The sequence below is a fragment of the Domibacillus sp. F004 genome (assembly GCF_057814295.1).
This window is the reverse complement of record NZ_JBVATB010000008.1, coordinates 112,387-136,524: the sequence shown is the minus strand read 5'-3', so window position 1 is coordinate 136,524 and position 24,138 is coordinate 112,387. Positions and strand designations below refer to the sequence as shown.

The following is a 24,138-nucleotide window of genomic DNA, read 5'->3' as shown; positions in this document are numbered from 1 at the left end:
GTCCAATCCAATCCGGGACATCTATCTTCTTTCTTTTGATACCCCAAATTTCATTTTTGTATGCAAAAATCTCCCATGATGCCCCTTTTTTTATTTATCATTCTATGATCTATTCTAATCCTCATCTTCCTCTTTCTCTTCATCCTGATTATCATTGTCTATCTCATCATCGGTGTCATCGGTATTATCATCAGTTACTTGTTCATCTGTATCATTACTTTCTTGGACCGTTTTTTTTATTTTAGAAAACCAGGAAGTGGAAGTAACTTTCCCCGTGCTTTCTTGCACATAAATATGTGCACCCTCTATTTCGTTTTCCACTGTCACTTTATATAAAAATCCATTCTTTGAATCCATTTTAACTATATTCGAAACTTTGCCGTTTAATTGGCTTAAAGCAATTTCTTTCAAGCGCTGCTCCGACATTACACTTTTTTGTGGATTGTCCTTTTTTTCAGGGGAAATAGGCTGTGAAGCTGTTTCTTTCTTTTTCAATTCAACGGCAGAAATGATCTTTTGTTTTTCTAAATCATATACAACCTGAAATTCTTTTTGATCTTTTTCCACCAATGCTTTTGCGAATAAAGGTTGTTGTTCACCGGATGTTTTGATCGTTGTCACAGTTCCACTAAATTCATTACTGATTTTTTCTTTTGCTTCTCCCTCTGTTAACAGCGTATTCTTTTTTTCGATCAGCTTAACATTACTGATTTTTTCCGTCTGACCGTCTACCGATAAACGATAAATTCCTTTATCGTTTTCAACCGTGATGATGTACTGATTCTTTTTCTTATTCATTTTATTTTCTAAAATTTCGCCATCATATAATTTAGAGGCCACCAATGCTGCTTCCTGTGGAGAAACAATGACCGATGCCTCTTTTATTAAAACTTGATACAGCATAAAGAACAAGCCGAAAAATATGACAGCTAATAAGCCCAACTTTACTTTCAACAGGTTACACCTCCAACGGCAGGCAGCATGACTGAAAATTTAGATCCAATTCCTTCAACACTCTCAATCGTTATAAAACCGCCGTGTTGTTCACTAATCCTTTTCGCAATAGACAAACCAAGTCCTGTTCCACCCGTTTTTCGACTTCTCGTCTTATCCACCCTGTATAATCGATCAAAAATATACGGTTGCGCCTCCAATGGTATGCCTGTTCCCTTATCTTCAACGCTTATTTTTATATAGTCTTTTTCTTCGATCAGTTCCACTTTAATGAGATCATTGCTGTATTTATTCGCATTGTCTAATAAGATAATAAGCAGCTGAATAAAACTCTGTTCGTGAACATTCACGTACATGACGGGTGAACCCGTTACCAATTGAACATCATTTTTATACATGGGCTGCATCCGCTGAATCGTTTTATCGACAACCGGTACGATATTCGTACGTTCCTTTTCATATTCAACCAGTTGTTCAGCTGCCGCTAATTGCAGCAGCTGTTCCGTCAAATACTTCATTCGGGCAGATTCAGATTCAATTGAATCCATCGCTTCCGCCATTACTTCAGGGCGTGTCACACCCCATCTTTTTAATAATTTCACATAACTCGATATGACCGTTAACGGCGTCTTTAGTTCATGGGATGCATCCGCTACAAATTGTTCTTGCTTTAAATAACTTTCTTCTAATTTCGCGATCATCCGATTAAAGGTCATAGCAAGTTCGTTTAATTCATCTTTCTTGCTTTCATTGACGGTAATTTGTTCATAGGTTTCTTTTTCTTCGATGATATTCATTGTATGAATAAATCGCTGAATAGGCCGTGAAATCACGCCGCCTAGTATCCAACTCGCTATAAAAAGTACGGCAATCACAATGGCTGAAATGAAAAGCAGTACTCCTTTCAAATCATTAATATTTGAATACAGCCCATCTATGTTTTCAATAATTTGCAAACTAATGATAACGCCGTTTTCATCCATGATAGGAATCGAAACAATCACAAATCTGGAATCCATAAATGTCAAAACATCTTCATACTGATCATCACGATATACACTTTCAATATCTCGAAAAGCGTTGTCAGTTGTTACTTGATACAGAGGTTTATTTTTTGGATCGATGATTCTAATCATACCGTCGCTAATTAAGTAAGCATGAAGAACCTGTTCGATCGTGCTTTGCTTATTTGTATGGAGCTCTTCAATAATGTTGACAGAAGTGTTCACTAATCGGTTTTGTTCCGATTCAATGCTCGTGCGCTCAAAAACTAAATAAATCGATACATTTGCAACAAGCAGCATGACCATTAACAAAACAGTTGTCGACAGCTGGATACGCGTTCTTAAATTCATGTTTTTCAATCAATCCTTTATCATGTAACCGATGCCCCGCACTGTGTGAATGAACGGCTGATCATTTAAATCCTGCAATTTTTTTCTTAAATAGCGTATGTATACATCCACAACATTTGTATCTCCATAGTAATCGTAGCCCCATACTTGATTTAAAATTTGCCCCCGGTCCAGCGCCCTGTTTTTATTTTCCACCATATAGATTAATAGATCATATTCGCGAGGCGTCAGCTCCACAAGAACGTCACCCGCGTATACTTCTCTTGCTCCTATATGTACAGCAATTGACTGAATGAATAAAACATCGGCTGGCGGCTGAGCCGGCGGTTTTGGATGAAAACGCAAGTGTGTGCGGATTCTGGCAAGAAGCTCTTCAATTTCAAAAGGCTTTGTCATATAGTCATTTGCCCCTAAATCCAGCCCATTTACTTTATCATAAACAGAATTTCTGGCCGTCAGCATAATCACAATAACTTCCTCGTTTACGGAACGGATCCGTCTTAACACTTCCATCCCGTTTAACTCCGGAATCATCACATCCAAAATGACTAAATTTGCCTTTTCTTTTTCCAAAACTGCCAGTCCCTCCCGGCCGCTATGCGCAATGCTTGTTGTAAATCCTTCGTATTCAAGTTCGAGCTGAATTACACGTGCTATGCTTTCATCATCTTCAATAATCAATATATGATTATCCATCTTTCCACCTCAATTTATCGCAGATTAACGGGCAGTAAGTCCCCCCTTCAAGACTTAAAAGAATCGAAAAAGGATAAAAACTGTCCGTAAAGGCCCGATTGGTTCAGGCTAGGCTAAGCCTGGTCACTCAGGTATTGCCGCAGGATGCGGTGCTCTTTACCTGAGTTCCTCATTAATCAGTGGGGATGATGGAGCCCCCACTAATGGAAGTTTCACTTTATATGGATAATCCTGTCCATTTCCAATAAGTAAAATAAAACAGGAGTATAACCAAAATATAAAGCGGCATGAGAACAATACTGATTTTAAGTAAATGCCGGGCATCATATGTGATTTCACCTTCTTCATAATAAAGAAGCAGCGCTTTTGAACTAACAGGGAATGTCACACAATAATTCATGCCTATTAAACTTAAAAAGACTACAGCATCTAGTTCTGCGCCTATCGTCTGTCCAAATAATAACAAACTTGGTATGAAAACGATAGCACGTGTTGTATGTGATGTAATATATAAATGGCTTGTAACCGTCACAAGTAAAATTAACAGCACAATAAACCATTCTGAAACGCCTGTAAATAAATGCAGAACACCGACCATTTCTTTTTCAACCCAACCGACAACGCCTGAATCTACCAACACTTTTCCGAGAGCTGTAGCTGCAGCAACAAAGAGTAGTAAGTTCCAAGATATTGCTTTTATTCCCTGCTTCCAGCTGATCACCCCATAACGAGGCATCATAAATAAAAGAGAACCGATAATGGTCACAAACGCAATCTCATATCCGTGGATATGTTCCGTCACCCATCCAATAATTAAAACAACAAGCAGCACCACCGTCTTTTTTTCTTTTAAGGACATAGGCCGTTTTTGGGGGACAGCTTCTTCATTTATAGAGGTAAACTGTTTGTCCGTTTCAGTACTCTTTGGCCATAACAGCAGCTTAATCACATACATCGTCAACAGGGTCATCGTCATCGTAAAAGGAACTCCCCATATAAGCCACTGAATAAATGAGATGGATTGAGCAGCCGTCGCTTCTAAAAGACCAACTCCGATTAAATGAGAACCCGCCCCAATCAAAGTAGCTGAAGTACTTATTAAAATAATAACGGGGGCTAATACAGCCAGTATTTCTCTTTCCCTATCCGAAAAATAGACACCTAACTGCTTGATGATCGGCATAGATAAGGCTGCTCTTCCTGAAGTAGACGGAATAAAAAAAGCAGATAGACTTAAAGCGTATGTAAAAGCTTTAATAACAAAATGCTTATCTTTAGCCCGATTCACCATAGCGTGGCTAAACCGCTCAGCGAGCCCCGATTGTTTAATCGCTTCTCCAATCACAAAAGAACCGAGCATCAGCCATACGACTTCCTCACCGAATGAATGGTATAGCAATTCCGGCTCTCCAGCCTTCATGAACACAATAAACACAATGAGCGAAACAGCTACAAATCCAGCGGGAATTTTCGTGGTGATCCAAAGCGTCATGGCTGAAAGAAAAGCAAAAAGAGAGACTTTTGCGGAATAATTCAGATTATCCATCATGACAATAAAGAGAGAGAAAAGAACATGAATAGCTGAAATAGCCAGCGTTTTCGTAGAAAATCCATTGATCAGACCCGCCACTTTACTCTCTTTTCTTTCATATCTGACCAATCTCTTTGCCATAGGATCCTATCCTTTCACCAGATATCTTTTGATCGGCCATTTTCAAGCCAATACTGATTTGACGCAAAATACCTTCCACGCTTTCTTCAATCCATTGGGGTGCTTTGAACATTGCTTTTTCTAAAGTGACAGGTTTTTGGATAATACTTACATAAGCGTCGATTCCCGCATCATAATTAAGTTCTGCACCACGTCCAATTGTTCCCGTTATGGCGATGACCGGAATACTATATTTTTTGGCGATTCTTGCGACTTCACACGGAATTTTCCCGTCTGGGGTCTGAAAGTCTAGACTGCCTTCCGCCGTGATGACAAGGTCAGCCGCAGCTATTTTTTCTTCAATTTGAATAAACTTCATAATTAAATCAAAACGCGGATGCAGCTTAGCGCCCGTAAATGCCAGCAACCCGGCTCCCAGCCCTCCTGACGCTCCGCTTCCTGGAGACTGACGGACATCTAGCGCCATAGACCTTTCAATCAGTCCGGCATAGTGTTCCAGCGCCATTGAAAGCATCTCAACTTGCTCAGGAGAAGCACCTTTTTGCGGGCCAAACACTCGTGCCACTCCCCGCTCTCCGCACAATACATTGTTCCAATTGCAGGCAACATCAATTGAAATATCAGCCAGTCTTTTATCTAAAGAGGAGAGGTCGATCGTTGCTGCTTTTAATAAGTCCTCTCCACATCTTACTTTAATGCCCTGCTGCTTATCATTCAGAAAACGAATGCCAAGCGCCTCCGCCATACCTGCACCGCCATCGGATGTACCGGAATCTCCACAGCCAATAATTATTTTATCCACGCCGATGTTTAAAGCATCACGAATCAATTCTCCCACACCGTACGTTGTCGTTTTCAATGGATTTCTTTGATCACGCGGCACTAGCTTTAACCCGGCTACAGCAGCCATTTCAATAACAGCCGTCCGCGTATGTCCTTCTACAAAAATACCATAATAGCTCTTGATTCTTTCACCTATAGGACCGGTAACTTCTTTGTAAATTAGTTCACCTTTCTTTATCTTAACGATCGCTTTTGCAAAACCTTCTCCTCCATCAATCATTGGAATCATTTCTGTTTTAATGAACGGATCAAATAGTTTCGCACCTGCTCCCATTGCGCAAGCTACCTCTTCCGCATCCAGACATTCTTTAAAACCTGATGGTATCATAACAACCTTCATTTCTATTTCCTCCTCGTAACGTGTTGTTACATAAGAAGATACCTTTGAAAGACTAACGTTTAATGAGCATCACATTAAAATTTGATGAGTAAATGAAAAAAACTTCTCAGAAATAGACCATTTTTCTCTCCACTATATTCTTAAAAAACGGCAAAAAAAAAGAATCAGAGTTATTCAGCTCTGGTTTCTTTTTTAAAATGAATTGTTTGCGCTTTCAAAAATGGTTAAAAAAGGGTCTTTCTTTTCCTCATCGTCCCCTGCATTACGGAGTCTTTTAATCATTATTGGTCCCTAGAATTGCTGCTTTACACTTTTACCTTTTCTATTTCATAAAACCGTATAAAAAAGGTTGTGCCCTGCTCATTTGTTTTTAAGTCGATGACAGCATTATGCCGTTCAGCAATACTGTAACAGATCGCTAATCCAAGTCCCGTCCCCGTTTCTTTTGTTGTAAAAAAAGGGGTTCCAATGGTTTCGAGAAATTCTGGTTTTATTCCACACCCCTGATCTTGTATTTCTAAAACAACAGTTTCATTTTCCTTATATGTTTTTACAATGAGCTGTCCCCCTTCAGTCATTGCCTCTAAACCGTTTAAAGATAAATTTAAGATCAATTGACTGATTTCTTTTTCATCTATAAACGCTTTAGGGCATTCATCTAATTGAAGCGAGATCGACTTGTTTGATAACAAAGCCTCCGCCTGTATTAATGGATAAAGCCCTTCAATAATAGGGTTAAGGTGTTGAAGTGTTTTATAACTTACTTTATTTTTAGCTAAATTAAGGAACTCCGTAATGATCGAATTGGCTCTATTCAATTCTCCTAACATTAAATCAACGTACTCGATATTGAAAGGTTCAGGATCACTTTTCGACAATTGCAAAAAGCCTTTAACGGTCGTCATCGGATTTCTAATTTCATGAGCGATGCCTGCAGCCATTTCTCCAATTAAATTTAAACGATCTAAGCGAGCCATCTCACTCTCCAGCCGGGCATTTTCGGTGACATCAGTAATGACACTCAAGACACAGCTTTCTCCTTGTATGTCAAAAATCTCAGTCGATAACAACCCTTCATGAACATCTCCGGATTTGGTTTGATATTGTATTTTTGCATTTCGAATACGCTCTGTTATTTCCAAATGATTACTCTCGTTTTTGACTTGATTTGAATTCCCCTTAATATGTAAGAATGTTGTTTTTTGATTCACAACCTCTTCATAGCGATAGCCGGTATAGTTCAACCAACTTTGATTCACATTTATATATCTTCCATCTGTTAATGATCGGATCTCGATTAAACAAGGGCTGGATTCAAAAATTTTATAAAAATGCTCCTTTGATAATCGAAGATCCTCTTCTACTTTTTTTCGCTCATCAATTTCTTTTCGAAGTTTTTCATTAGCTAACGAAAGTTTCTGCGTTCTTTCTTCTACTAATTTTTCCAGTAGGCTATATTGTTCTTTCTTCTCCTTCTCCATGTTTTTTCGAATCGTAATATCACGAATTGAACACACATAGATGTACTCGTCCTCTATGATTGCTTCGCCAATTTGAATATCCGCGGGGAACAACTCTCCATTTTTATATTTGGCAATCGCTTCAAAGAGTTGTCCGGTACTTTCTCTTATAGAATCTATTTGCAATGGAGTAGATTCAGCATTATTGTACTTCACTTCAGGAAGAAGACTCTCAATATGCTTCCCTAACACTTCCTCAATTGAATAGCCAAACATATCTTTGACGGCTGGATTGACGGTTAACACATAGCCCTGGTCATCGAACGTAATAATAGTATCCAGTAGGGTTTCACCAATAACTCTTGCCAGCGCCTCATTTTTTCGCAAATCAAACGTAGTGCTTTCTAGTTTTTTATTTACTTCCTTTAGTTCAGATTGACGCTGCAACTCACTTTGCCGCTTTATTTTTTCATGGTTTTGATAAATTTTGACAAACTCTTGAACTTTCAATTTTAACGTTTCAGGATGAAATGGTTTAAATATATAGTCCACTGCACCGAGACTATACCCTTGTAAAACATGTTCTGTTGTTTGATTAATCGCTGTGATAAAAATGATCGAGATATATTTCGATTTTTCCCTAGCCTTAATGAGCTTTGCTGTCTCAAATCCATTTAATCCGGGCATTTGCACGTCTAATAAAATAACAGCAAAGTCTTGTTTAAGGACACATTTCAATGCCTCCTCACCGGAATTTGCACTTACTAAGTTATAATCCGGAGAATTGAGTACGGCTTCCAACGCCAACAAATTTCCTGGATGATCATCAACCATCAAAATATTAATCTTTGGATCTTTTTCTATATAATCTTTCTCGTCAATAGCAGCTGTCCTGAGTGGACTTGATAACATATTATTTGATCTTTCTGTATAGTTTTTCAAACGTATCAACTTCCTCATAAGAATTTGCAATGCTTGTAAATTTAATCCCTTCTTTACTACCTAGACCTAGAAATCCAGATACGCTTAGACTTTCATGAAGTAGTTTGTATACATGGTTTTGGAGTTCTTTATTAAAATAGATCATTACATTTCTACAGATGATCACATGAAATTCATTAAATGAACGGTCTGTCGTCAAATTATGTTGTGCATAGACTACATTTTTTGTTAAAAACGAATGGAATGTAGCATTGTCATGTTTCACTGTGTAATACTCCGAGAAAGCCCTCGTTCCCCCTGCTGCAAGATAATTTTTAGTATATATTTGCATTCGATTAATAGGAAACTCCCCATCTTTTGCAATCTGTAATACATTTTCATTCATATCTGTTGCATAAATTCTCGTTTTTTCATATAATCCTTCTTCGTGTAAAAGGATGGCCATGGAATAGACCTCTTCGCCAGTAGAACAACCGACATGCCAAATACGAATGTAAGGATAGTCCCTCAAAAGAGGAACTATTTTCGTTCGGAATGATAAAAAAAAGCTTGGATCCCGAAACATTTCTGTTACATTAATAGAAAAATCATTAAACAATTTTTTCATCACAAAGGGATCATGAAGTATCTTCTCCTGTAGAGCTGATACGCTGGAAATTTTCTCTGCGCGAATTCGATTCCAAATTCTACGATTTAAAAAGGGCCTCGCATAGTTTCTAAAATCAAATCCGTAGTACCGGTAAATGCTTTCGAGTAATAAATCAATCTCAATTTCTTCTAACTTATTTTGAATCTGATCCCCAATATTATTCAATTTGCATCATCACCCCATACCCCTATACTCAATGTCTCTATCTATCTGTATAACCATACCCGTATAATTGAAAATAGCTGATCCAAATTTACCGGTTTACTAATGTAATCGGATGCTCCTGCGTCAATACATTCCTTTCGATCATTTTTCATCGCCTTGGCCGTAAGGGCAATGATTGGAAGGCTTTGGAATTCAATTAATTGACGAATCCGGCGAATTGCCTCAAATCCATCCATTTCAGGCATCATAATATCCATAATAACGAGATCGACGTCTGGATTTCCTTGCAAAACAGCAATTCCATCCTTTCCATTTTCCGCAAACAACACTTCAACTTGATAACTTTCAAGCGCTGTTGTTAAAGCAAATACGTTACGCATATCGTCATCCACCACAAGTATCTTCTTACCTTCTAACAACGCTTTCCTTCCATTTATCTGTTTCCAAGAATCTTCCGCTTGAAATGGATACTCTGCCGAAGCAATAGGTGTAGTACTTGAAGTTTCGAGAAGCGCTGTGGCTGCCTCTGCTTCAGAATGGGCTATTTCTTTCCTTGCAATGGTTTGATCTTCTTCCTTTACAATGTGTTGATAATGAGGCAAATATAACGTAAAGGTGCTTCCATAGCCTTCTATGCTTTCAACCTCAATGAAACCGCCTAATAGATGAGCGAGTTCTCGGCTAATGGATAGCCCTAATCCTGTTCCACCATATTTTCGGCTAATGGTTCCATCTGCTTGTTTAAATGCGTCGAAAATAATGTCCTGATTTTCTGCGGCAATCCCAATTCCTGTATCTTTAACAGAAAAGACAAATTCTATATTTGACTGAGTGAAAGCATCTTCTTTCTCTTTTGCAAACATTCCTTTTTCCGCTTTTTCCATTGTTAATGTGACAGCACCATGTTCGGTAAACTTAAAAGCATTAGATAATAAATTTTTTAATATTTGCTGCAGCCGCTGTTTATCCGTGTGAATAGTCTCTGGTAAATCAGAAGCAATCTGAACATGCAATTGAATATTTTTCTTGCGGGCGACAGGAGTAAATTGCGCCTCAACAAATTCTTTCACGTTATTCAGTTCCACATCTTTAGATATCACTTCTGTTTTTCCTGCCTCGATTTTCACTATATCTAAAATGTCATTGATTAAATGCAATAAATCATTTCCTGATGAGTAGATGGTTTTCGCATAATTCACCTGTTTATTAGTAAGATTTCCATCGATATTATCCGTGAGCATTTGAGCGAGTATTAACAAGCTGTTAAGAGGCGTTCGCAGTTCGTGAGACATGTTGGCCAAGAATTCCGATTTGTATTGCGAACTGAGTGTTAACTGCTGCGCCTTTTCTTCAAGTGCATTTTTTACTTTTTCTACTTCTTTTGTCTTCTGTTCAGATTGTTCATATTGCTCTTCCAGTTGTTCATTAACCGTTCTCAGCTCCTCTTGCTGAGATTGAAGTTCTTCCGATTGGCTCTGCAATTCTTCCGTTAAAGCTTGTGATTCTTGCAGCAGCTTTTCTACTTGCATATGTCTTAATATACTTTTTATGTTCGTACCAAGATTGCTCATGATCTCTTGCAGCAGCATTTCCTCTAATTCATTAAACGGTTCAAATGAAGCTAATTCAACAACAGCCAATACCTCTCCTTGAAATTCTGCCGGAAGAACGAGTATATGGGACGGCTGGGCTGAACCTAAGCCAGAAGTAATTTTGATATAATCTTCTGGCACTTGCTGAAGGGAAATAATACGATTTTCCAGCGCACACTGCCCCACAATTCCTTCCCCTAATTGAAAGCTTCCGTAACCAACCTCTTGTGGATTATTATAATTATCAGCATAAGCAGCAAGCTTCTGAAAGCTTCCTTTGTATCTATTTTGTTCCTTTATATAGATGACGCCATACGCCGCACCTACCATAGGAGTGACTTTTGTGATGAAGATGTGGGCTAATGTTTCTAAATTATCGATTCCAGGATACATGGTCGCAATTTCAGCAATTTTTGTTTTTAACCAGCTTTGTTTCTCGGCCGCATTTTTTAATTCTTTCTCCTGCCTTGTGTGCGTTTCAAGAGCTTCCGCCATTTCATTGAATGAATTGGCGATTTTTCCGATCTCATCTTTTGTTTTAAGATGTATACGAGGTAATTTATCCATTTTACTAAAATTAACTTCTGACATGACGGAACTGACCTTATTCAATCTGCCCGTCACATTCCACATAATAAAAAGCAACATTGATAATCCAAGCAAATAAGATACAGAGACATATGCTTTTGTTATGTCCTTAACTTGATCATACGTTTCGTTAAATTGGTTCAAATTCCTATTCGCTATCGTATTCTGCAGGTTTCTTAGTTCATAGGAAGCTGCATTGATATTCCCCATACTTTCTCGACCCTTATACCAGTACAGTTGGGCTGCTTCCTCATTCTTCCCTTCTTTTATGAGTGCAGTCATTTCTTGATCTATTTCAGCGTACGTTCTAATTGTTGCCTTTAAGTTCTCTACCAATTTTTGTGATTCTTTGTTTTTCTCCAACTTTTCGAGGTTACTGATCGCTATATTCACATCTTGAAGATCTTGATTCCTATCTACCTCAATTTTACCTTGAAGTTCTTCAGGTGGATTGGCGATAAGATCTCTTGATTCTTTGCTGTATTCATTCAATCCATCTTGAATGATGTTCGCATACATAAGGACCTCATCACTTTTAACAAGAGTTTCCGTATCTTGATTAAAGATAGTCATCTTTGACCCGATATAGACATGAAGAAGAGCATCAATCCCATAAATAATGCCAAAAGCGATAAATAGTTTCTTTTTAAATGTCATATCAATTCCCTTTTCCCATCTATTATTTTTTATTTCTAAACTTTCCCCAAGATTAAGAATATTCTTTCTTTACTATAAATGGATTGTACCATCTTTACATCAAATTGTATCGAACAAATATTCTGAATTTAAAAAAAAAGACTTCTCCCATAAAAACTTTTCTTCTTCCCGCCACACATCATCATGACGTTCCTATTCCACTTCATTATATCCAGTTTTAAGGTTGTTTCTCTACAGTTAATTTCCATACCTGTTATTACCCACCAATTTATAAATCTGTTAAACTAGAGTTATGGACATTCTTTTTATAAATAATGGTGTAACATTTCTAGATCTTTTGTCGAACCTATTTTCATTAAGGAAAAGATATTTTATGCTTAACTGTGTCGTATACAAAGAATACATAAAAAATACATAGGGGAGATTTCATTTTGAGTAATCATGAGTACTTGGATAAATTGAACTTTCAAATTAATGAGCTGCGTAATTTATTGATTTCTACTGGTACGTCCCACGGTCTCGGATGTAGTGAAACGCTTAAATATAGCGAAGAGTTAGACAAACTCATTATTCAAGTACAACTGCATAACAGATGTTAAGTAGCTCCATTTAAGATAAAACTCTGTATCTAAACGCCTCATTATTTATTTATGCTTCTTTGAATTAGTTAAACCTTGCAGTCAAATTTTTTTTCATTTCTTTTGTATAAACTTCCTTTGATTGGTAATAATGTTAATGTACGAAGTGTTTTGCTATGTTATTTCCATGTTTTGAAGCCGAGGCCTTCTCGGCTTTTTCAGCTTTAATTGACCCCCTTGAATAAATCCTCCATTCAGCTGTTTGCCAAAAGACATATCATCTTCTCTTTCCAAGATTCCTCTTCTAACATTTCCTTTCAACAATGTAATTTTTCTATATTATTAACAATAATTTTGAAAATTATCTAGATGTTTCAATGCTAAATGCTTTATTATAAAAAAGACTAGGCAAATTCAATTAAAAGCCATAATCTCTACATTTTCTATATATAAAGGAGAATAACCGATGCTTTTTCACAAGAATGGCATAAAGATCGCTATGTGTATGGCTATTATTTACTTATTAACATACTATGCATGGCTTCTTTATTTTTCGGATAATAAAGAACTAAAATATTTCGGAGGTGGCATCTTTTCGTTAATTGCTCCTTTAATGTCTGCTCTTTTTATCTATATAAACAGTCATAGATTCAGAAGAGAGAAAAAGAAGTATTGGCTTATCTTAATGGCGGGCTGTTTGAGTACTCTTATCGCACAATTATTCTGGAGATATGATCTTTACTCAGGATCATCTACCTACACCTTTCCTGGCTGGGCAGATTTATTTTGGATTATAAATATGATAATATATTTATCCTCTTTGCTTTATAAAGTATACACAGACCAAGAAAAATATCGCATTTGGCAATTAGGATTTGAAGCATGTATCGTGGTTACTGTTTCATTCACGATCAGCTGGGTGTACTTATTTAAACCAATTTTGCTTGAAACACCTTTATCTCTTCTTCATATGATTGTTTCTTTCAGTTACTCCATTAGTTATTTATGCTTCTTAATGGGAATTATTTTTGTTTATTTATCCTATCAGAAATTTTTTCCTCTTAATGTATTCACCCTACATTTAAGCGGCATGGTGCTATATGTTATTGCGGACTCTATTTGGCTCTATCAATCTACATTTCATAAACTAGAACCGTTTACTTTACTAGAACCGTTATGGAGTATCGCTGTATTAATCATAGGATTATCTAGTTTTTTTGAAAAAGAAACAGAGAAAAAGAGCGAAGAAGAGAGTGTTAAAAAACAGCACGTTTTCAACGTAAGCCGACTTATTGTCCCTTATACAAGTGTTATTCTCTTGATTGTCGTCGCTTTCTTTCAAAAAAGTGAATTAATGACTATATTTATTGGTGTCATCGTTGTATTGGCCTTTATCATGATCAGGCATGTACTTATTCTTTATGAAAATGAGACCATTTTGCGTAATATTAAACATTTAAATGAGACATTGGAATACAAAGTGAAGGAAAGAACGGCTCAATTATCTATAAAAAATGAAGAACTGTCTTATGTAAACGCTCATTTGGAAGAAATCGTAGGAAATCGAACACATCAGTTAGAAAAAACAAAAAAGATGCTCGCAGAAAGTGAACAACGGTATCGTTCTCTCTTTGAAAACCATCCACATACGATTATTTTGTTTAATACAGATGGAGATTGTTTACATATAAACCACGCCCTCAAAAACGGAAAAATTGAACAGAATGATCAGCTGATCTCTAAGTTTAAAAAAATGTATTCAACACACTATTTTGAAAAAGCACTTCAAGGGGAACCTCAAAGTTTTGAAACGAAGATTGAGATGGAGGAAAACTCCTTTATTGACTATACGATCACCTTTGTTCCGGTTTTAGTGGACGAAAAAATGATTGGTGTTTTTGGCGTTTATGAGGATATCACCGAAAGAAAAAGAACAGAAGAGTTCGTACGAAAATCCGAGAAACTAGAGATTGTCAGCCATCTCGCAGCCAGCATGTCTCACGAGGTGAGGAATCCATTAACGACAGCGAGGGGATTTATGCAGCTGTTATCTGAAGATGCATCGATGCAAAATGGAAAACAATACTTGACGCTCGCCATACAAGAGATCGATCGGGCGATAGAAGTTATCAATCATTACTTAACGTTTGCTAAACCGGCACCTGTTACGGTAGAGAAAGTAGACGTCCTGGAGGAAGTCCAGTCTACGATCCAAATCATCACCCCTTTGTCCAATATGAATGCTGTTCAAATTAACTTCACCTTTAACAAACAGGAAGATTATTTTATTCTAGGTGAAAGAAGTAAATTACAACAAGGTTTAATTAACATACTAAAAAATGGAATAGAGGCCATGCCGAATGGCGGGATATTAAATTTGAACCTGCTCTCAAATGGTTCCAATGTCCAAATTGACATACAGGATACAGGTATGGGCATGACACCACAGCAGTTAAATCGCCTTGGCGAGCCTTATTTTTCAACAAAGGCAAATGAAAAAGGAACCGGTCTTGGGATGATGGTCGCCTTTAGCACTGTAAAAGGCATGAACGGGGAGATAAAAGTGACAAGTGAAGTAGGAAAAGGAACATGCTTCTCCATCCAGTTCCCTATCTATCAGCAACCGCTAAGCCATACAGAAATAACGGCTATCTCCCCTTCTTAATATCTTTGCCGCCTAGCTTAATAGGTATGTTTTATTTATTAGAATTAGTTTGGTGTCAGGATCGGTAAATTGCGGACACTGGTGAAGAAAATAAAACAACCTCATGCGCTCGCAATGGATTTATGGACAATAGGAAATACAGACGCGATGCTGTTAGCCCTGAATGGATTGCTGCAGGTTTGAAACGAATGAAAAAATAAAAGGTGTACAAAAACGGGCTGCCCCAGTCACCATGGGCAGCCCGTTTTTGCCTGATTGATTATTTTTCCTTTTCCTCTATTGGTTAAAAGTCGAAAGGGGTTCGGGTTGTGTTCACCGAATCCACTGCAAGGAATATCCCGTTTTTGCCGGTGAAGTCAACGGCCAATGTTAACGTGCGGCGATCAGGTGAATATTGATAGTAGTCAATAGCAAGCGGATCGGCCGTTGCTTCTCCCTCAAATTGAACACGTAAGTCAAGATGTTCACCGACGATGTATTTCGGCGGCAGCTGTACAGGTACCGGTTCTTTAAAGCTAATCTGGACGGCTGTGGCAGAATCAATTGTGACGAATTCAACAACAGGCGTATACATATTCTTCATATAATATTCGATGGATTTATACAGCAAAATGGCAAAGTCACCGCGCTTCATGTTATTATTCGTACCAAAATGCGCAGCCGACACACCATTTGTCATACCAGCTTTGTAAATAGCATCAATATATGGTTTGAACGTACCTTCCGTATCGGTAAATGGAGCCACTTCATCGGTCATCGGAATGTTAAATGCACGGACAAGAAGGCTAGCGGCGGCACCACGTGTAAGTGAAACTGTCGGGCGGAATGAACCATCGCCATAGCCTGACACGTATCCTTCCTGGGCAAGTGCATTGACGGAGCCTTTTATCCGTGCATTTACGTCGGTGAAACCGTAATCCGGGGCATGGGCAGTATCCAATAAAAGCGATTTGGCGATCATGACCGCTGCATTTCCACGCGTCATAGGAGTATATAAATCAAATGTTGTGGGGGTTTTGCCGCTGACGATGCCGTTTTCATACAAATACGTAAGTGGCTCGACATATCGTTCGTCTGGTGTATAAATATCGGTAAACGGCTGCACGACGGCACTAGTGGACGAATTAAATACGCCAAAGAATAACCCAGCAGCGGCTAAAACAGCAAAACACTTCCCCCTGTTCATGTTTACGGACCTCCTCTTTATTCATTCTCCTACCTATATGCAAAAGCTCTATCCTTTTTTCCATTTTTCTAACAGCGGTCCACCTTCACCAAAAACCGGATCAGTCTGAGGAACGCCGATCCGATTAATTTCATCCAGTAACGATGCTTTTTTGCCCGAACTCCTTTTTTTCAAATTCGGACTCTTACCTTCCGGATAAGCACCGACCACGGAAAAATCAGCACTGCTTTTCAATCGTTTATGACCCGTTCCTGCCGGCAGCACGATGACATCCCCAGTATGCAATTCGAGCTGCTCACCTTTTTCTCCACCGATCAGCACAGTCGCCTGCCCCGCTTTTACACCGAGCACCTCATGCGTGTTCGTATGATAATGATGGTAGTCAAATACCCCATTCACCCAGCTATTTGTCCACTGATGACGGTTGAACGTCAACTCGATGTTGTCTGGATTCTCTTGAAAAATGCCTTCATACACAATAACCGGCAGTTCCGGATTATTTGGAATCTCCCCGTCGTCTTTACACATAAATAATTTCATATTGATTTTCATTCAGTCCGCCCCTTTTAAAACGAGTTTGTTTCTTTATACCCTTGAGCAGAATCGTTACACTATTTTTTATTTATGTATTTTGAACAAATTCCAGAAAAGGTAAAATAAACGATAAGACTTTATTCCTTCAAACCAATTGTGCTTTTGCAAATAGTAAAGCCCCCACTTCTCCTTCTTAGAAGTGGGGGCTACTGCCTGTTTCAGCGGGATAAAACGATTGCTTAAAAGGTTGCCAGGTTATCCAAGTTATTTTCACGAATGCCATCCGGTTCACTTCGAATGATTTCTCGTCCATACCGCTCGAACACATCCACATGGGCAAGCTTTCCTTCTTTTGCTTCGCTTAGCGCTTCAAGATAATCGAGTTCTCTCCCGCTCTCTGTTTTAAAAGCAATAATGTCTCCATCCCCATTTTTGCGAACAGCTACGATCTGTTCCTGATTATCCATTTGTTGATTATAACTTTCCTTGCGAGCATTATTGGCCTGGCTTTGTTGTTTATACTGCTCAAAGACTTGTTCAAATCGATCTTGTGTCATGAGATGATCCCCCTTTTCTCCTGTAGTATGCGCATTGAAAACGTAAACAATCCCTCTCTCTTCGACGCTCAAAAGTGTAAAGGGGACGTAGGACTAAAATCCAAATGCGGAAAAGTAAAACACGTAAATACCGACCCATATTGCCAGCCAAATAATTATTTTTACTTTTAACGGTAATTTTTTAAATAGGAATTGAGATAAAAACGACGTAATCAATGAAACGAGCACAAAACGAATCAGCCGTGCTGGAACACTGATCACTAAAAAGAGAAATAAAGGGATTCCGACCTGATGAGATTGACTAGCAAATAGTTTGTATGGAATCCCTTCGGTGGGGCCTAAGATGATGGACGGTAGACCCTTTTCTTGTCAATCTATTTTCACGTTTTCTATCATCTGTTCCTTAATGGCGGGTATATGAACAAGCGTCTGTCTCTTAAAGCTCTCTACAATAAAGAAAATCCGAAGAAAGTTGAAATTTCTCTCCGGATTTTCTCATTCTTATTCTTTTATTCCAATTACACGAATCCTCTTGTAGTCGGCTATCCAATTACCCTCTCTATATAGAATTTCTTTTAAACCATTTTCCACTTTTTTTATGATATCGTCTTTTCTATCTTCAGCAACGCTTTCAAGCATATGATTGCCGAACATTTCAATCCAGTTTCTTAATCCATTCTCTCCGCGTAAAGGTGTCGGTCGATCATAGTGCTCTGCGAAGGCCACTCTAAGTCCTACTTCTTCCATTAAAGAGGAATACTCGCCAATGCTAGGATAATACCAAGGGAACTGTTCTCTTTTATAATCACTTCCTTCTTTTTTAACTTGATAAATGATTTCATCCGTTATGGTTTGAACATTTCCATTACCACCAAACTCCGCTACAAATCTTCCACCTTGTTTTAAGCTCTTATAGATGCAATGGAGTGCTTGTTTTGGCGGTTTTATCCAATGAAGAACAGCATTAGAAAATACAGCATCAAATTCATTCGTATATTCCAAAGCTCTTGCATCTTGTACGATAAAGCGAATAGCAGGGTACTTATTTCTTGCTTGCATAACCATATTTTCAGATGTATCTACACCTGTAACATCCACTCCATAATCATACAATATTTTTGCCAAATCTCCTGTTCCACAACCAAGATCAAGAATTTTTTCACCTTGTTTCGGTACTAATAATTCAACTAGATTGTCTCCATACTTCGAAACAAATGAATGGTTTGCATCATATAAATTAGCATTCCAATGGTCCTTCGTATGTTGGATTTTCCCCATTTTTAATCGCTCTCCTAATTCGTTATTTGCAAACCTAAAATAATCTGTATATCCCTGTTAATTAGATTATAATGAAAAGAATATAGAATAAACAGTAACAAAAATAGCGAAAATTAATAACAAACCGTTATTAATAAGGAGGTTGATTTACCTGGATATTAAATGGATTAAAACATTTATTGTTGCAGCTAAGTATGAAAATTTTCGTAAAACCTCAGAAGAACTTTTTCTCACTCAGCCGGCAATAACAAAACATATTAGACGGCTTGAAGAAAGCCTTAATATTCGATTATTTGAAAGAAGTGGAAAAAAGATTGTCCTTACATCGGCAGGTCACCATTTTCTTTCATATGCACGAGAAATCATCAAGTCTTATGATCAAGGATTAGACGAATTTGAATTATGGAAACAAGGTTATAATCGCAGGTTGGTGATTGCAGCAGCCCCACAAATTGCATCCTCTATCCTGCCTTCACTCTTACGGAGCTTTATAGATAACAATCCCGATATAGAAGTTTTAGTAAATGTACTTAAATCTTATGAAATAGGGGAAGAGATTAGTGCAGGAAGAGCAGATCTTGGGTTAACGAGAATAAAACCCATACAAACAAATATAAATTCCTGTATTGTACACGAAGAGCCTGTTATTTTAGTCAGACCCACTCTTGATAAAAAGGAGAATGTGTTTGAGGAAAAGCAGATATTACAAAAATACAGGTTAATCACTTATAACCATCCTGATTATTGGGATCACCTTTTAAACGACATTAAGAGATACTACCCGGCTGTTCGAACAATGAAAGTGAACCAAATTGAAATCACAAAGCGATTCATAGAACATGGGCTCGGTGTTTCGTATTTACCCTTTACAATGGTAAGTGATGAAATAAGAATGAAAAAGTTAGCAGAAGTAAAATCAGATAAAATCAGTTTGCCCACATCTTTAACTTATGTATTAACAAAAGTGGAAACAAACGAAGTACATACATTTATTAGGTTTTTAAAAGAGGAGATTGTAAAACTTCAGACCATCTTTACCTCTCCATGAGTCCGCAACAGATGTATTTCTTTCTGAACAGACAAAACAAGCGCCATTCTTGATCCACAAGAATGGCGCTTGTTTTGTCTGTAAGTATTCGATTTTGATCGATTAAACGGTTGAACTTAATGGGTATGCTGCTTCCACATCAGCAGTTTCTATTTTTTCAAAAAACGCATGTGGCTTCTTTGCTCCGCGTTTGTCTAATTCACAAAAAAGTTTTTTATATTCCACAATCGATATTTCCCCGTGAATATAGCTTCTTTGAATATAATCCAGTAATTCATTGGCATGTAATGGGTTACGCTTTTTCACTTGTTCAAAACGGTTTATTAAGTCTTCCAATAACATAGTTATCCACTCATTTCATCTGGATTTTTTAAAGATTGTATACGCTTTCAAGAAGTATAACATGTAAAGGGTTTAGAATTTATTTTTTAGAAAATTCAAACTAACGACATTTTTCTACAGCAATTTCAATTATAGATAAAAAGGATATTCATTTTCCCGTTCTTTCAAATTAAACACGTTTTCCCCCTTAAATTATTTATTCAATCTTGTTTTATATTGTCGAAACTTTTTTTATGTAACAATCATTTATTCACATAAAAATCCTTTTAAGGAGAATAACAATGAAACACTACATCAAATTTCACAGAGGAATACCTTTTTTTATTTCACAATAGGAATAATTCGGATTATTTTTCGATTAAGTTTGAGGACAATGGCTGTGGAATTGAAAAAAATCATTTGAAACATGTTGTAGAACCTTTTTATAGCGGAAAAGAAAAAGGGATTGGATTAAGCATGACAGTAAGCTTTCGCATTATAGAAAGCCACAAAGGTTCAATCCACATTACCAGCCAAGTTAATTTAGGAACTAGTGTTGAAATAGTGTTGTCAAAATTCAAAGCCGTCTAAAATGAATGACAGATATTGACCTTGTCCTTTTGATTAATCATCAAAAACACAAAAAGACCATTTCTTCACGATGGTCTTTTTCTTTTGTACTAAATAGTAAAATAATAAAAAACAAAAATTAATAAAAGCAAACCGATTATAAACGAAAATAAATATTGAAAAAAAACAATAATAAGAGTATTATAATGAAAATAGTTAATAATGAATCAATTTGTTGGATTACTCAACTCGATAGTATGTTTAGTAATAAACCTTCTGTAGATAATGGGTTAATTGATATTTCCACGGAGCAGAATGGTATTTTTAGGAAATGTGTTTCTCGATACAATGAAAGCGCGAACAAATGGACAAGTAGAAAGGATGACGATTGATGAGTTTTCAAGGATTCGATAAGAACTTCAATATTACGGACAAAGTAGCGATTGTAACAGGCGGAGCAAGCGGAATTGGTAAAGCGGTATCCGAATTGTACATAGAAAAAGGGGCAAAAGTGGCTATTTTTGACTTAAAAGATGATGTAGTAGATGTAGCGAAGGAATTGAGTGCAGAACATGCCATCGGCGTACAATGTGATGTTACGAACAATGATAGCATGGACACTGCCATCCAGAAAGTGAGAGAACAATTCGGCAAGATTGATATTTTAGTCAACTGTGCTGGTCTTGCATTACTCGATGATGCAGAAAATATTTCTGATGCTTACTGGCAAAAAACGATTGATCTTAACTTAACGGGATCCTTTAAAATGTGCCAAAAAGTCGGTACTGTAATGATTGAGCAAGGAAATGGCGGAAACATTATCAATTTAGCTTCTCAGGCGGCACTTATTGCATTAGACAATCACGTAGCTTATGCGGCAAGTAAAGCAGGGATTCTTGGAATGACGAAAGTGCTTGCTTATGAATGGGCTCAATTTGACATTAAAGTCAACGCAATCTCCCCTACTGTCATTTTAACTGAATTAGGCAAAAAGGCTTGGGCTGGAGAAAAAGGAGAAAAAGCGAAAAAAGAAATTCCGCTTGGACGCTTTGGCTATCCGGAAGAAGTTGCAGCTGTTGCTTTATTTTTAGCCTGCGATGCAACAAACTTAATGACAGGTGAAAATATCGTACTTGATGGCGGTAATACAATTAAATAAGAAGGAATAGAATCCATCCTGCAGGTACAGCATTTATGGCTGTACCCCTTTTTTTAAGTTATCTTTTTTAATCATAAACACTTCCTCTCTCTATTTCTCCTGCAAGTTGAACCATAATGCTTTTTTTATTTGCTTAAATTGTATTTCTTTCAAATATTAAGGGTAATACTTTTCGTTTCAGAACCTGAACCTTCTATGTCGGTGACCGCTTTGCTTTTTTCAACATCACTTTATTTTCATCACCTGCTGCGGCCGTCTTGGACAAAAAAAGAAGGCGGACTAAATTTAGTCCCCCTGATGCTGCTTCATTTGAATCAAATAACCTCTATTTTATCAATTTGGAAACGGTCATTCTCATTGGATCTCATGGTCACTTTATAGTTAGTATTCGCATGTGTAAAAGTGAAGTATTCATCATCGTAACCTTCCACATTTTCCATAGGAATCCCATTTGTTATAAGTGTGTAAACCCCGTGTTCAGTCGTGTTAAATTCAAGGCCTTTAGAGTCGTTTAAAGCAGATAAGATGCTTTCCATTTGCTGCTTCTCATTATTCTTATCTTCTGTACTAGACATTGTATGTCCTCCTACTATTTTTAAAACCCATTATACCAGTAGGTTCCATCTTTTGATACATATAAAAACAATGTTTTTTAATTAACCAACTTGTGAACATAACCCCTTCCCACCGCTTCTGTATCAGGTACCGCAAAAAGTTTGGTAAGGACGATTTGATGGCGCAGACGGTGTAGAATAATCCTCCTGCTCAGGAGAGTGTGCGTAAGGGCTTGAAAGAACATTAAGAAGCCGCTTCATCACACTGTAGTCTCCTTGTTTCACTGCCGCTTCTAAGGCGGCTTCTACTCTGTGGTTCCGAGGGATTAGCGCTGGATTGCTTTTTCGCATCAACTGATTCGAGGAGTCTCTCGATTCCTGCTGTCTGCCTAATCTCGCCTGCCAGAGCTCATGCCACTGCGCAAATTCCGGAGTCCCAAACAGAACCGTATTCTCTAGTTTATCAAACGTTAATGCGCGGAAGGTGTTCGTATAGTCTGCCTGATACTTCTGCATCATAGTGAGGAGGTCTTCAATAAGTGATTTATCCTGTATCTCTTCGTTAAATATCCCCAGTTTTGCTCTCATTCCCGCCAGCCGATTCTCGTGATACAACTCCGTAAAATGTGAAATCGCATCCTGAGCCAGTTTGACAGCCTCCGCCTGATTTTCATGCAGCAGTGGCAATAATGTTTCAGCAAATCGCGCGAGATTCCATCCGGCAATCTGCGGCTGATTGCCATAAGCATAGCGGCCTTGAATGTCAATGGAACTGAATACCGTCGCTGGGTCATAACTATCCATGAAAGCGCAAGGACCATAATCAATGGTTTCGCCACTAATGGTCATGTTATCGGTGTTCATCACCCCATGGATAAAGCCAACCAGCTGCCATTTGGCAATGAGTGCAGCTTGGCGCTTGATCACTTCCTGAAGCAGCGAAAGGTATCGATCCTCATCAGCTTCAACGTCTGGATAATGGCGCTTTAACGTATAGTCAGCCAGGATCCGGAGTTCCTCCTCTGTACCCCATTTTGCAACGTATTGAAAAGTACCAACGCGCAGATGACTGTCAGCCACACGCGTTAGAATAGCACCAGGCAGATCGGTCTCGCGGATGACTGACTCACCGGTTGTCACTACTGCTAGACTACGGGTCGTAGGAATACCAAGCGCATGCATTGCTTCACTAATGATATATTCGCGCAGCATCGGCCCAAGTGCCGCTCGACCATCGCCTCCGCGAGAATACGGCGTTCTGCCTGAACCTTTAAGCTGAATATCAACTCGCTCACCCCGGGGAGTGATCTGCTCGCCAAGCAGCAGAGCCCGGCCGTCCCCTAACATCGTAAAATGGCCGAATTGATGCCCTGCGTAAGCTTGAGCAAGAGGCATCGCGCCTTCAGGAACACGGTTGCCCGAAAGCACTGCTACACCCTCTTCGCTTTGCAACGCCTCGGCGTTCAACCCTAAGGATCCCGCTAACCGATCATTAAGAATAATTAATCCCGGTGAGCGTACCGGGACTGGTTGATGACTGGTATAAAATGATTCCGGCAGACGGGCATAACTGTTGTCTAATTTCCAGCCTGTTTCTATTTTCTTTGACATATTATCCCCTTTTTTCTTTTGTATTTTTGGATCCCGATTATTTCTTTTATCCAAAAAAAAGCATGAATTATTCTACACGATTTTTCATTCTTTACTTTCTATATCCACATAAGGCAGTCTTTTTAATGTCTGCGTCTGCCCATTTATTATACCCTTTCAATACA

Annotated in this window: 19 protein-coding genes and 1 pseudogene; 5 read left to right on the top strand and 15 right to left on the bottom strand. The window is 38.1% G+C overall.

What is annotated here, in order from left to right; translation table 11 throughout:
- Positions 1-114 precede the first annotated feature (114 nt).
- The 8 genes from ACZYRN_RS17225 to ACZYRN_RS17190 form a co-directional block, all read right to left on the bottom strand.
- Positions 115-954: a hypothetical protein gene (locus ACZYRN_RS17225; protein ID WP_488912850.1), complete on the bottom strand. Its 840-nt coding sequence runs from the start codon at positions 952-954 to the stop codon at positions 115-117.
- On the bottom strand, positions 951-2,309 hold the full coding sequence (locus ACZYRN_RS17220) for a HAMP domain-containing sensor histidine kinase (protein ID WP_488912849.1): 1,359 nt from the start codon (positions 2,307-2,309) through the stop codon (positions 951-953). The genes ACZYRN_RS17225 and ACZYRN_RS17220 overlap by 4 nt, the downstream gene beginning before the upstream one ends.
- Before the next feature lie 9 nt (positions 2,310-2,318).
- Positions 2,319-3,005 carry a response regulator transcription factor gene (locus ACZYRN_RS17215; RefSeq protein WP_488912848.1) on the bottom strand — a complete coding sequence of 229 codons (687 nt, stop codon included), beginning with the start codon at positions 3,003-3,005 and terminating at the stop codon, positions 2,319-2,321.
- Positions 3,006-3,222: 217 nt separating this feature from the next.
- Positions 3,223-4,677 (bottom strand): SLC13 family permease, encoded by a 1,455-nt coding sequence (locus ACZYRN_RS17210; protein ID WP_488912847.1) that lies wholly within the window; start codon positions 4,675-4,677, stop codon positions 3,223-3,225.
- On the bottom strand, positions 4,652-5,860 hold the full coding sequence (locus tag ACZYRN_RS17205; protein ID WP_488912846.1) for a glycerate kinase family protein: 1,209 nt from the start codon (positions 5,858-5,860) through the stop codon (positions 4,652-4,654). The genes ACZYRN_RS17210 and ACZYRN_RS17205 overlap by 26 nt, the downstream gene beginning before the upstream one ends.
- Positions 5,861-6,165: 305 nt before the next feature.
- A complete protein-coding gene (locus tag ACZYRN_RS17200) occupies positions 6,166-8,262 on the bottom strand; it encodes a PAS domain S-box protein (RefSeq protein WP_488912845.1) in 2,097 nt (698 codons plus the stop codon).
- The gene (locus ACZYRN_RS17195; protein ID WP_488912844.1) at positions 8,234-9,076 is read right to left on the bottom strand and encodes a CheR family methyltransferase; all 843 of its coding nucleotides are present in this window, start codon (positions 9,074-9,076) and stop codon (positions 8,234-8,236) included. The genes ACZYRN_RS17200 and ACZYRN_RS17195 overlap by 29 nt, the downstream gene beginning before the upstream one ends.
- Positions 9,077-9,117: 41 nt before the next feature.
- Entirely contained in the window at positions 9,118-11,913 is a 2,796-nt protein-coding gene (locus tag ACZYRN_RS17190; protein ID WP_488912843.1) for a response regulator, read from the bottom strand.
- 431 nt (positions 11,914-12,344) lie between these two features.
- On the opposite strand from ACZYRN_RS17190, the gene ACZYRN_RS17185 reads away from it, so the two are divergent.
- A complete protein-coding gene (locus tag ACZYRN_RS17185) occupies positions 12,345-12,512 on the top strand; it encodes an aspartyl-phosphate phosphatase Spo0E family protein (protein ID WP_488912842.1) in 168 nt (55 codons plus the stop codon).
- A gap of 445 nt (positions 12,513-12,957) precedes the next feature.
- Complete coding sequence (locus tag ACZYRN_RS17180; protein WP_488912841.1) at positions 12,958-15,156, top strand: ATP-binding protein; 2,199 nt, start codon at positions 12,958-12,960, stop codon at positions 15,154-15,156.
- A 283-nt stretch (positions 15,157-15,439) separates the two neighbouring features.
- On the opposite strand, the gene ACZYRN_RS17175 is transcribed toward ACZYRN_RS17180, so the two are convergent.
- The 4 genes from ACZYRN_RS17175 to ACZYRN_RS17160 form a co-directional block, all read right to left on the bottom strand.
- Positions 15,440-16,342, bottom strand: a complete 903-nt coding sequence (locus ACZYRN_RS17175; protein WP_488912840.1) for an S-layer homology domain-containing protein — start codon at positions 16,340-16,342, stop codon at positions 15,440-15,442.
- Between the two features lie 48 nt (positions 16,343-16,390).
- Positions 16,391-16,894 carry a cupin domain-containing protein gene (locus tag ACZYRN_RS17170; protein ID WP_488912839.1) on the bottom strand — a complete coding sequence of 168 codons (504 nt, stop codon included), beginning with the start codon at positions 16,892-16,894 and terminating at the stop codon, positions 16,391-16,393.
- A 221-nt stretch (positions 16,895-17,115) separates the two neighbouring features.
- Positions 17,116-17,433 carry a DUF3892 domain-containing protein gene (locus tag ACZYRN_RS17165; protein ID WP_488912838.1) on the bottom strand — a complete coding sequence of 106 codons (318 nt, stop codon included), beginning with the start codon at positions 17,431-17,433 and terminating at the stop codon, positions 17,116-17,118.
- Positions 17,434-17,934: 501 nt separating this feature from the next.
- On the bottom strand, positions 17,935-18,711 hold the full coding sequence (locus ACZYRN_RS17160) for a class I SAM-dependent methyltransferase (RefSeq protein ID WP_488912837.1): 777 nt from the start codon (positions 18,709-18,711) through the stop codon (positions 17,935-17,937).
- A 142-nt stretch (positions 18,712-18,853) separates the two neighbouring features.
- Between ACZYRN_RS17160 and ACZYRN_RS17155 the strand changes: the two genes are divergently transcribed.
- A complete protein-coding gene (locus tag ACZYRN_RS17155; RefSeq protein ID WP_488912836.1) occupies positions 18,854-19,759 on the top strand; it encodes a LysR family transcriptional regulator in 906 nt (301 codons plus the stop codon).
- 102 nt (positions 19,760-19,861) lie between these two features.
- Here the strand turns inward: ACZYRN_RS17155 and yppF are convergent, their stop codons facing one another.
- A complete protein-coding gene (gene yppF, locus ACZYRN_RS17150) occupies positions 19,862-20,101 on the bottom strand; it encodes a YppF family protein (protein ID WP_488912835.1) in 240 nt (79 codons plus the stop codon).
- 354 nt (positions 20,102-20,455) lie between these two features.
- Between yppF and ACZYRN_RS17145 the strand changes: the two are divergent.
- Both ACZYRN_RS17145 and ACZYRN_RS17140 read left to right on the top strand, forming a co-directional pair.
- Positions 20,456-20,671 (top strand): annotated as a pseudogene (locus ACZYRN_RS17145) (ATP-binding protein); the annotation flags it as partial.
- Positions 20,672-21,041: 370 nt separating this feature from the next.
- On the top strand, positions 21,042-21,809 hold the full coding sequence (locus ACZYRN_RS17140; RefSeq protein ID WP_488912834.1) for an SDR family oxidoreductase: 768 nt from the start codon (positions 21,042-21,044) through the stop codon (positions 21,807-21,809).
- Positions 21,810-22,123: 314 nt separating this feature from the next.
- On the opposite strand, the gene ACZYRN_RS17135 is transcribed toward ACZYRN_RS17140, so the two are convergent.
- Together ACZYRN_RS17135 and ACZYRN_RS17130 are read right to left on the bottom strand one after the other, a co-directional pair.
- A complete protein-coding gene (locus tag ACZYRN_RS17135) occupies positions 22,124-22,384 on the bottom strand; it encodes a hypothetical protein (protein ID WP_488912833.1) in 261 nt (86 codons plus the stop codon).
- 123 nt (positions 22,385-22,507) lie between these two features.
- Positions 22,508-23,974, bottom strand: coding sequence for a protein adenylyltransferase SelO (locus ACZYRN_RS17130; RefSeq protein ID WP_488912832.1), 1,467 nt, complete (start codon positions 23,972-23,974; stop codon positions 22,508-22,510).
- Positions 23,975-24,138: the final 164 nt, after the last annotated feature.

Excerpts from the sequence above, each read along its gene's own strand:
- ACZYRN_RS17220 (WP_488912849.1), bottom strand. The coding sequence starts at position 2,309 with ATGAATTTAAGAACGCGTATCCAGCTGTCGACAACTGTTTTGTTAATG.
- ACZYRN_RS17215 (WP_488912848.1), bottom strand. The coding sequence starts at position 3,005 with ATGGATAATCATATATTGATTATTGAAGATGATGAAAGCATAGCACGT.
- ACZYRN_RS17210 (WP_488912847.1), bottom strand. The coding sequence starts at position 4,677 with ATGGCAAAGAGATTGGTCAGATATGAAAGAAAAGAGAGTAAAGTGGCG.
- ACZYRN_RS17205 (WP_488912846.1), bottom strand. The coding sequence starts at position 5,860 with ATGAAGGTTGTTATGATACCATCAGGTTTTAAAGAATGTCTGGATGCG.
- ACZYRN_RS17190 (WP_488912843.1), bottom strand. The coding sequence starts at position 11,913 with ATGACATTTAAAAAGAAACTATTTATCGCTTTTGGCATTATTTATGGG.
- ACZYRN_RS17180 (WP_488912841.1), top strand. The coding sequence starts at position 12,958 with ATGCTTTTTCACAAGAATGGCATAAAGATCGCTATGTGTATGGCTATT.
- ACZYRN_RS17175 (WP_488912840.1), bottom strand. The coding sequence starts at position 16,342 with ATGAACAGGGGGAAGTGTTTTGCTGTTTTAGCCGCTGCTGGGTTATTC.
- ACZYRN_RS17170 (WP_488912839.1), bottom strand. The coding sequence starts at position 16,894 with ATGAAAATCAATATGAAATTATTTATGTGTAAAGACGACGGGGAGATT.
- ACZYRN_RS17165 (WP_488912838.1), bottom strand. The coding sequence starts at position 17,433 with ATGACACAAGATCGATTTGAACAAGTCTTTGAGCAGTATAAACAACAA.
- ACZYRN_RS17160 (WP_488912837.1), bottom strand. The coding sequence starts at position 18,711 with ATGGGGAAAATCCAACATACGAAGGACCATTGGAATGCTAATTTATAT.
- yppF (WP_488912835.1), bottom strand. The coding sequence starts at position 20,101 with ATGTTATTGGAAGACTTAATAAACCGTTTTGAACAAGTGAAAAAGCGT.
- ACZYRN_RS17140 (WP_488912834.1), top strand. The coding sequence starts at position 21,042 with ATGAGTTTTCAAGGATTCGATAAGAACTTCAATATTACGGACAAAGTA.
- ACZYRN_RS17135 (WP_488912833.1), bottom strand. The coding sequence starts at position 22,384 with ATGTCTAGTACAGAAGATAAGAATAATGAGAAGCAGCAAATGGAAAGC.
- ACZYRN_RS17130 (WP_488912832.1), bottom strand. The coding sequence starts at position 23,974 with ATGTCAAAGAAAATAGAAACAGGCTGGAAATTAGACAACAGTTATGCC.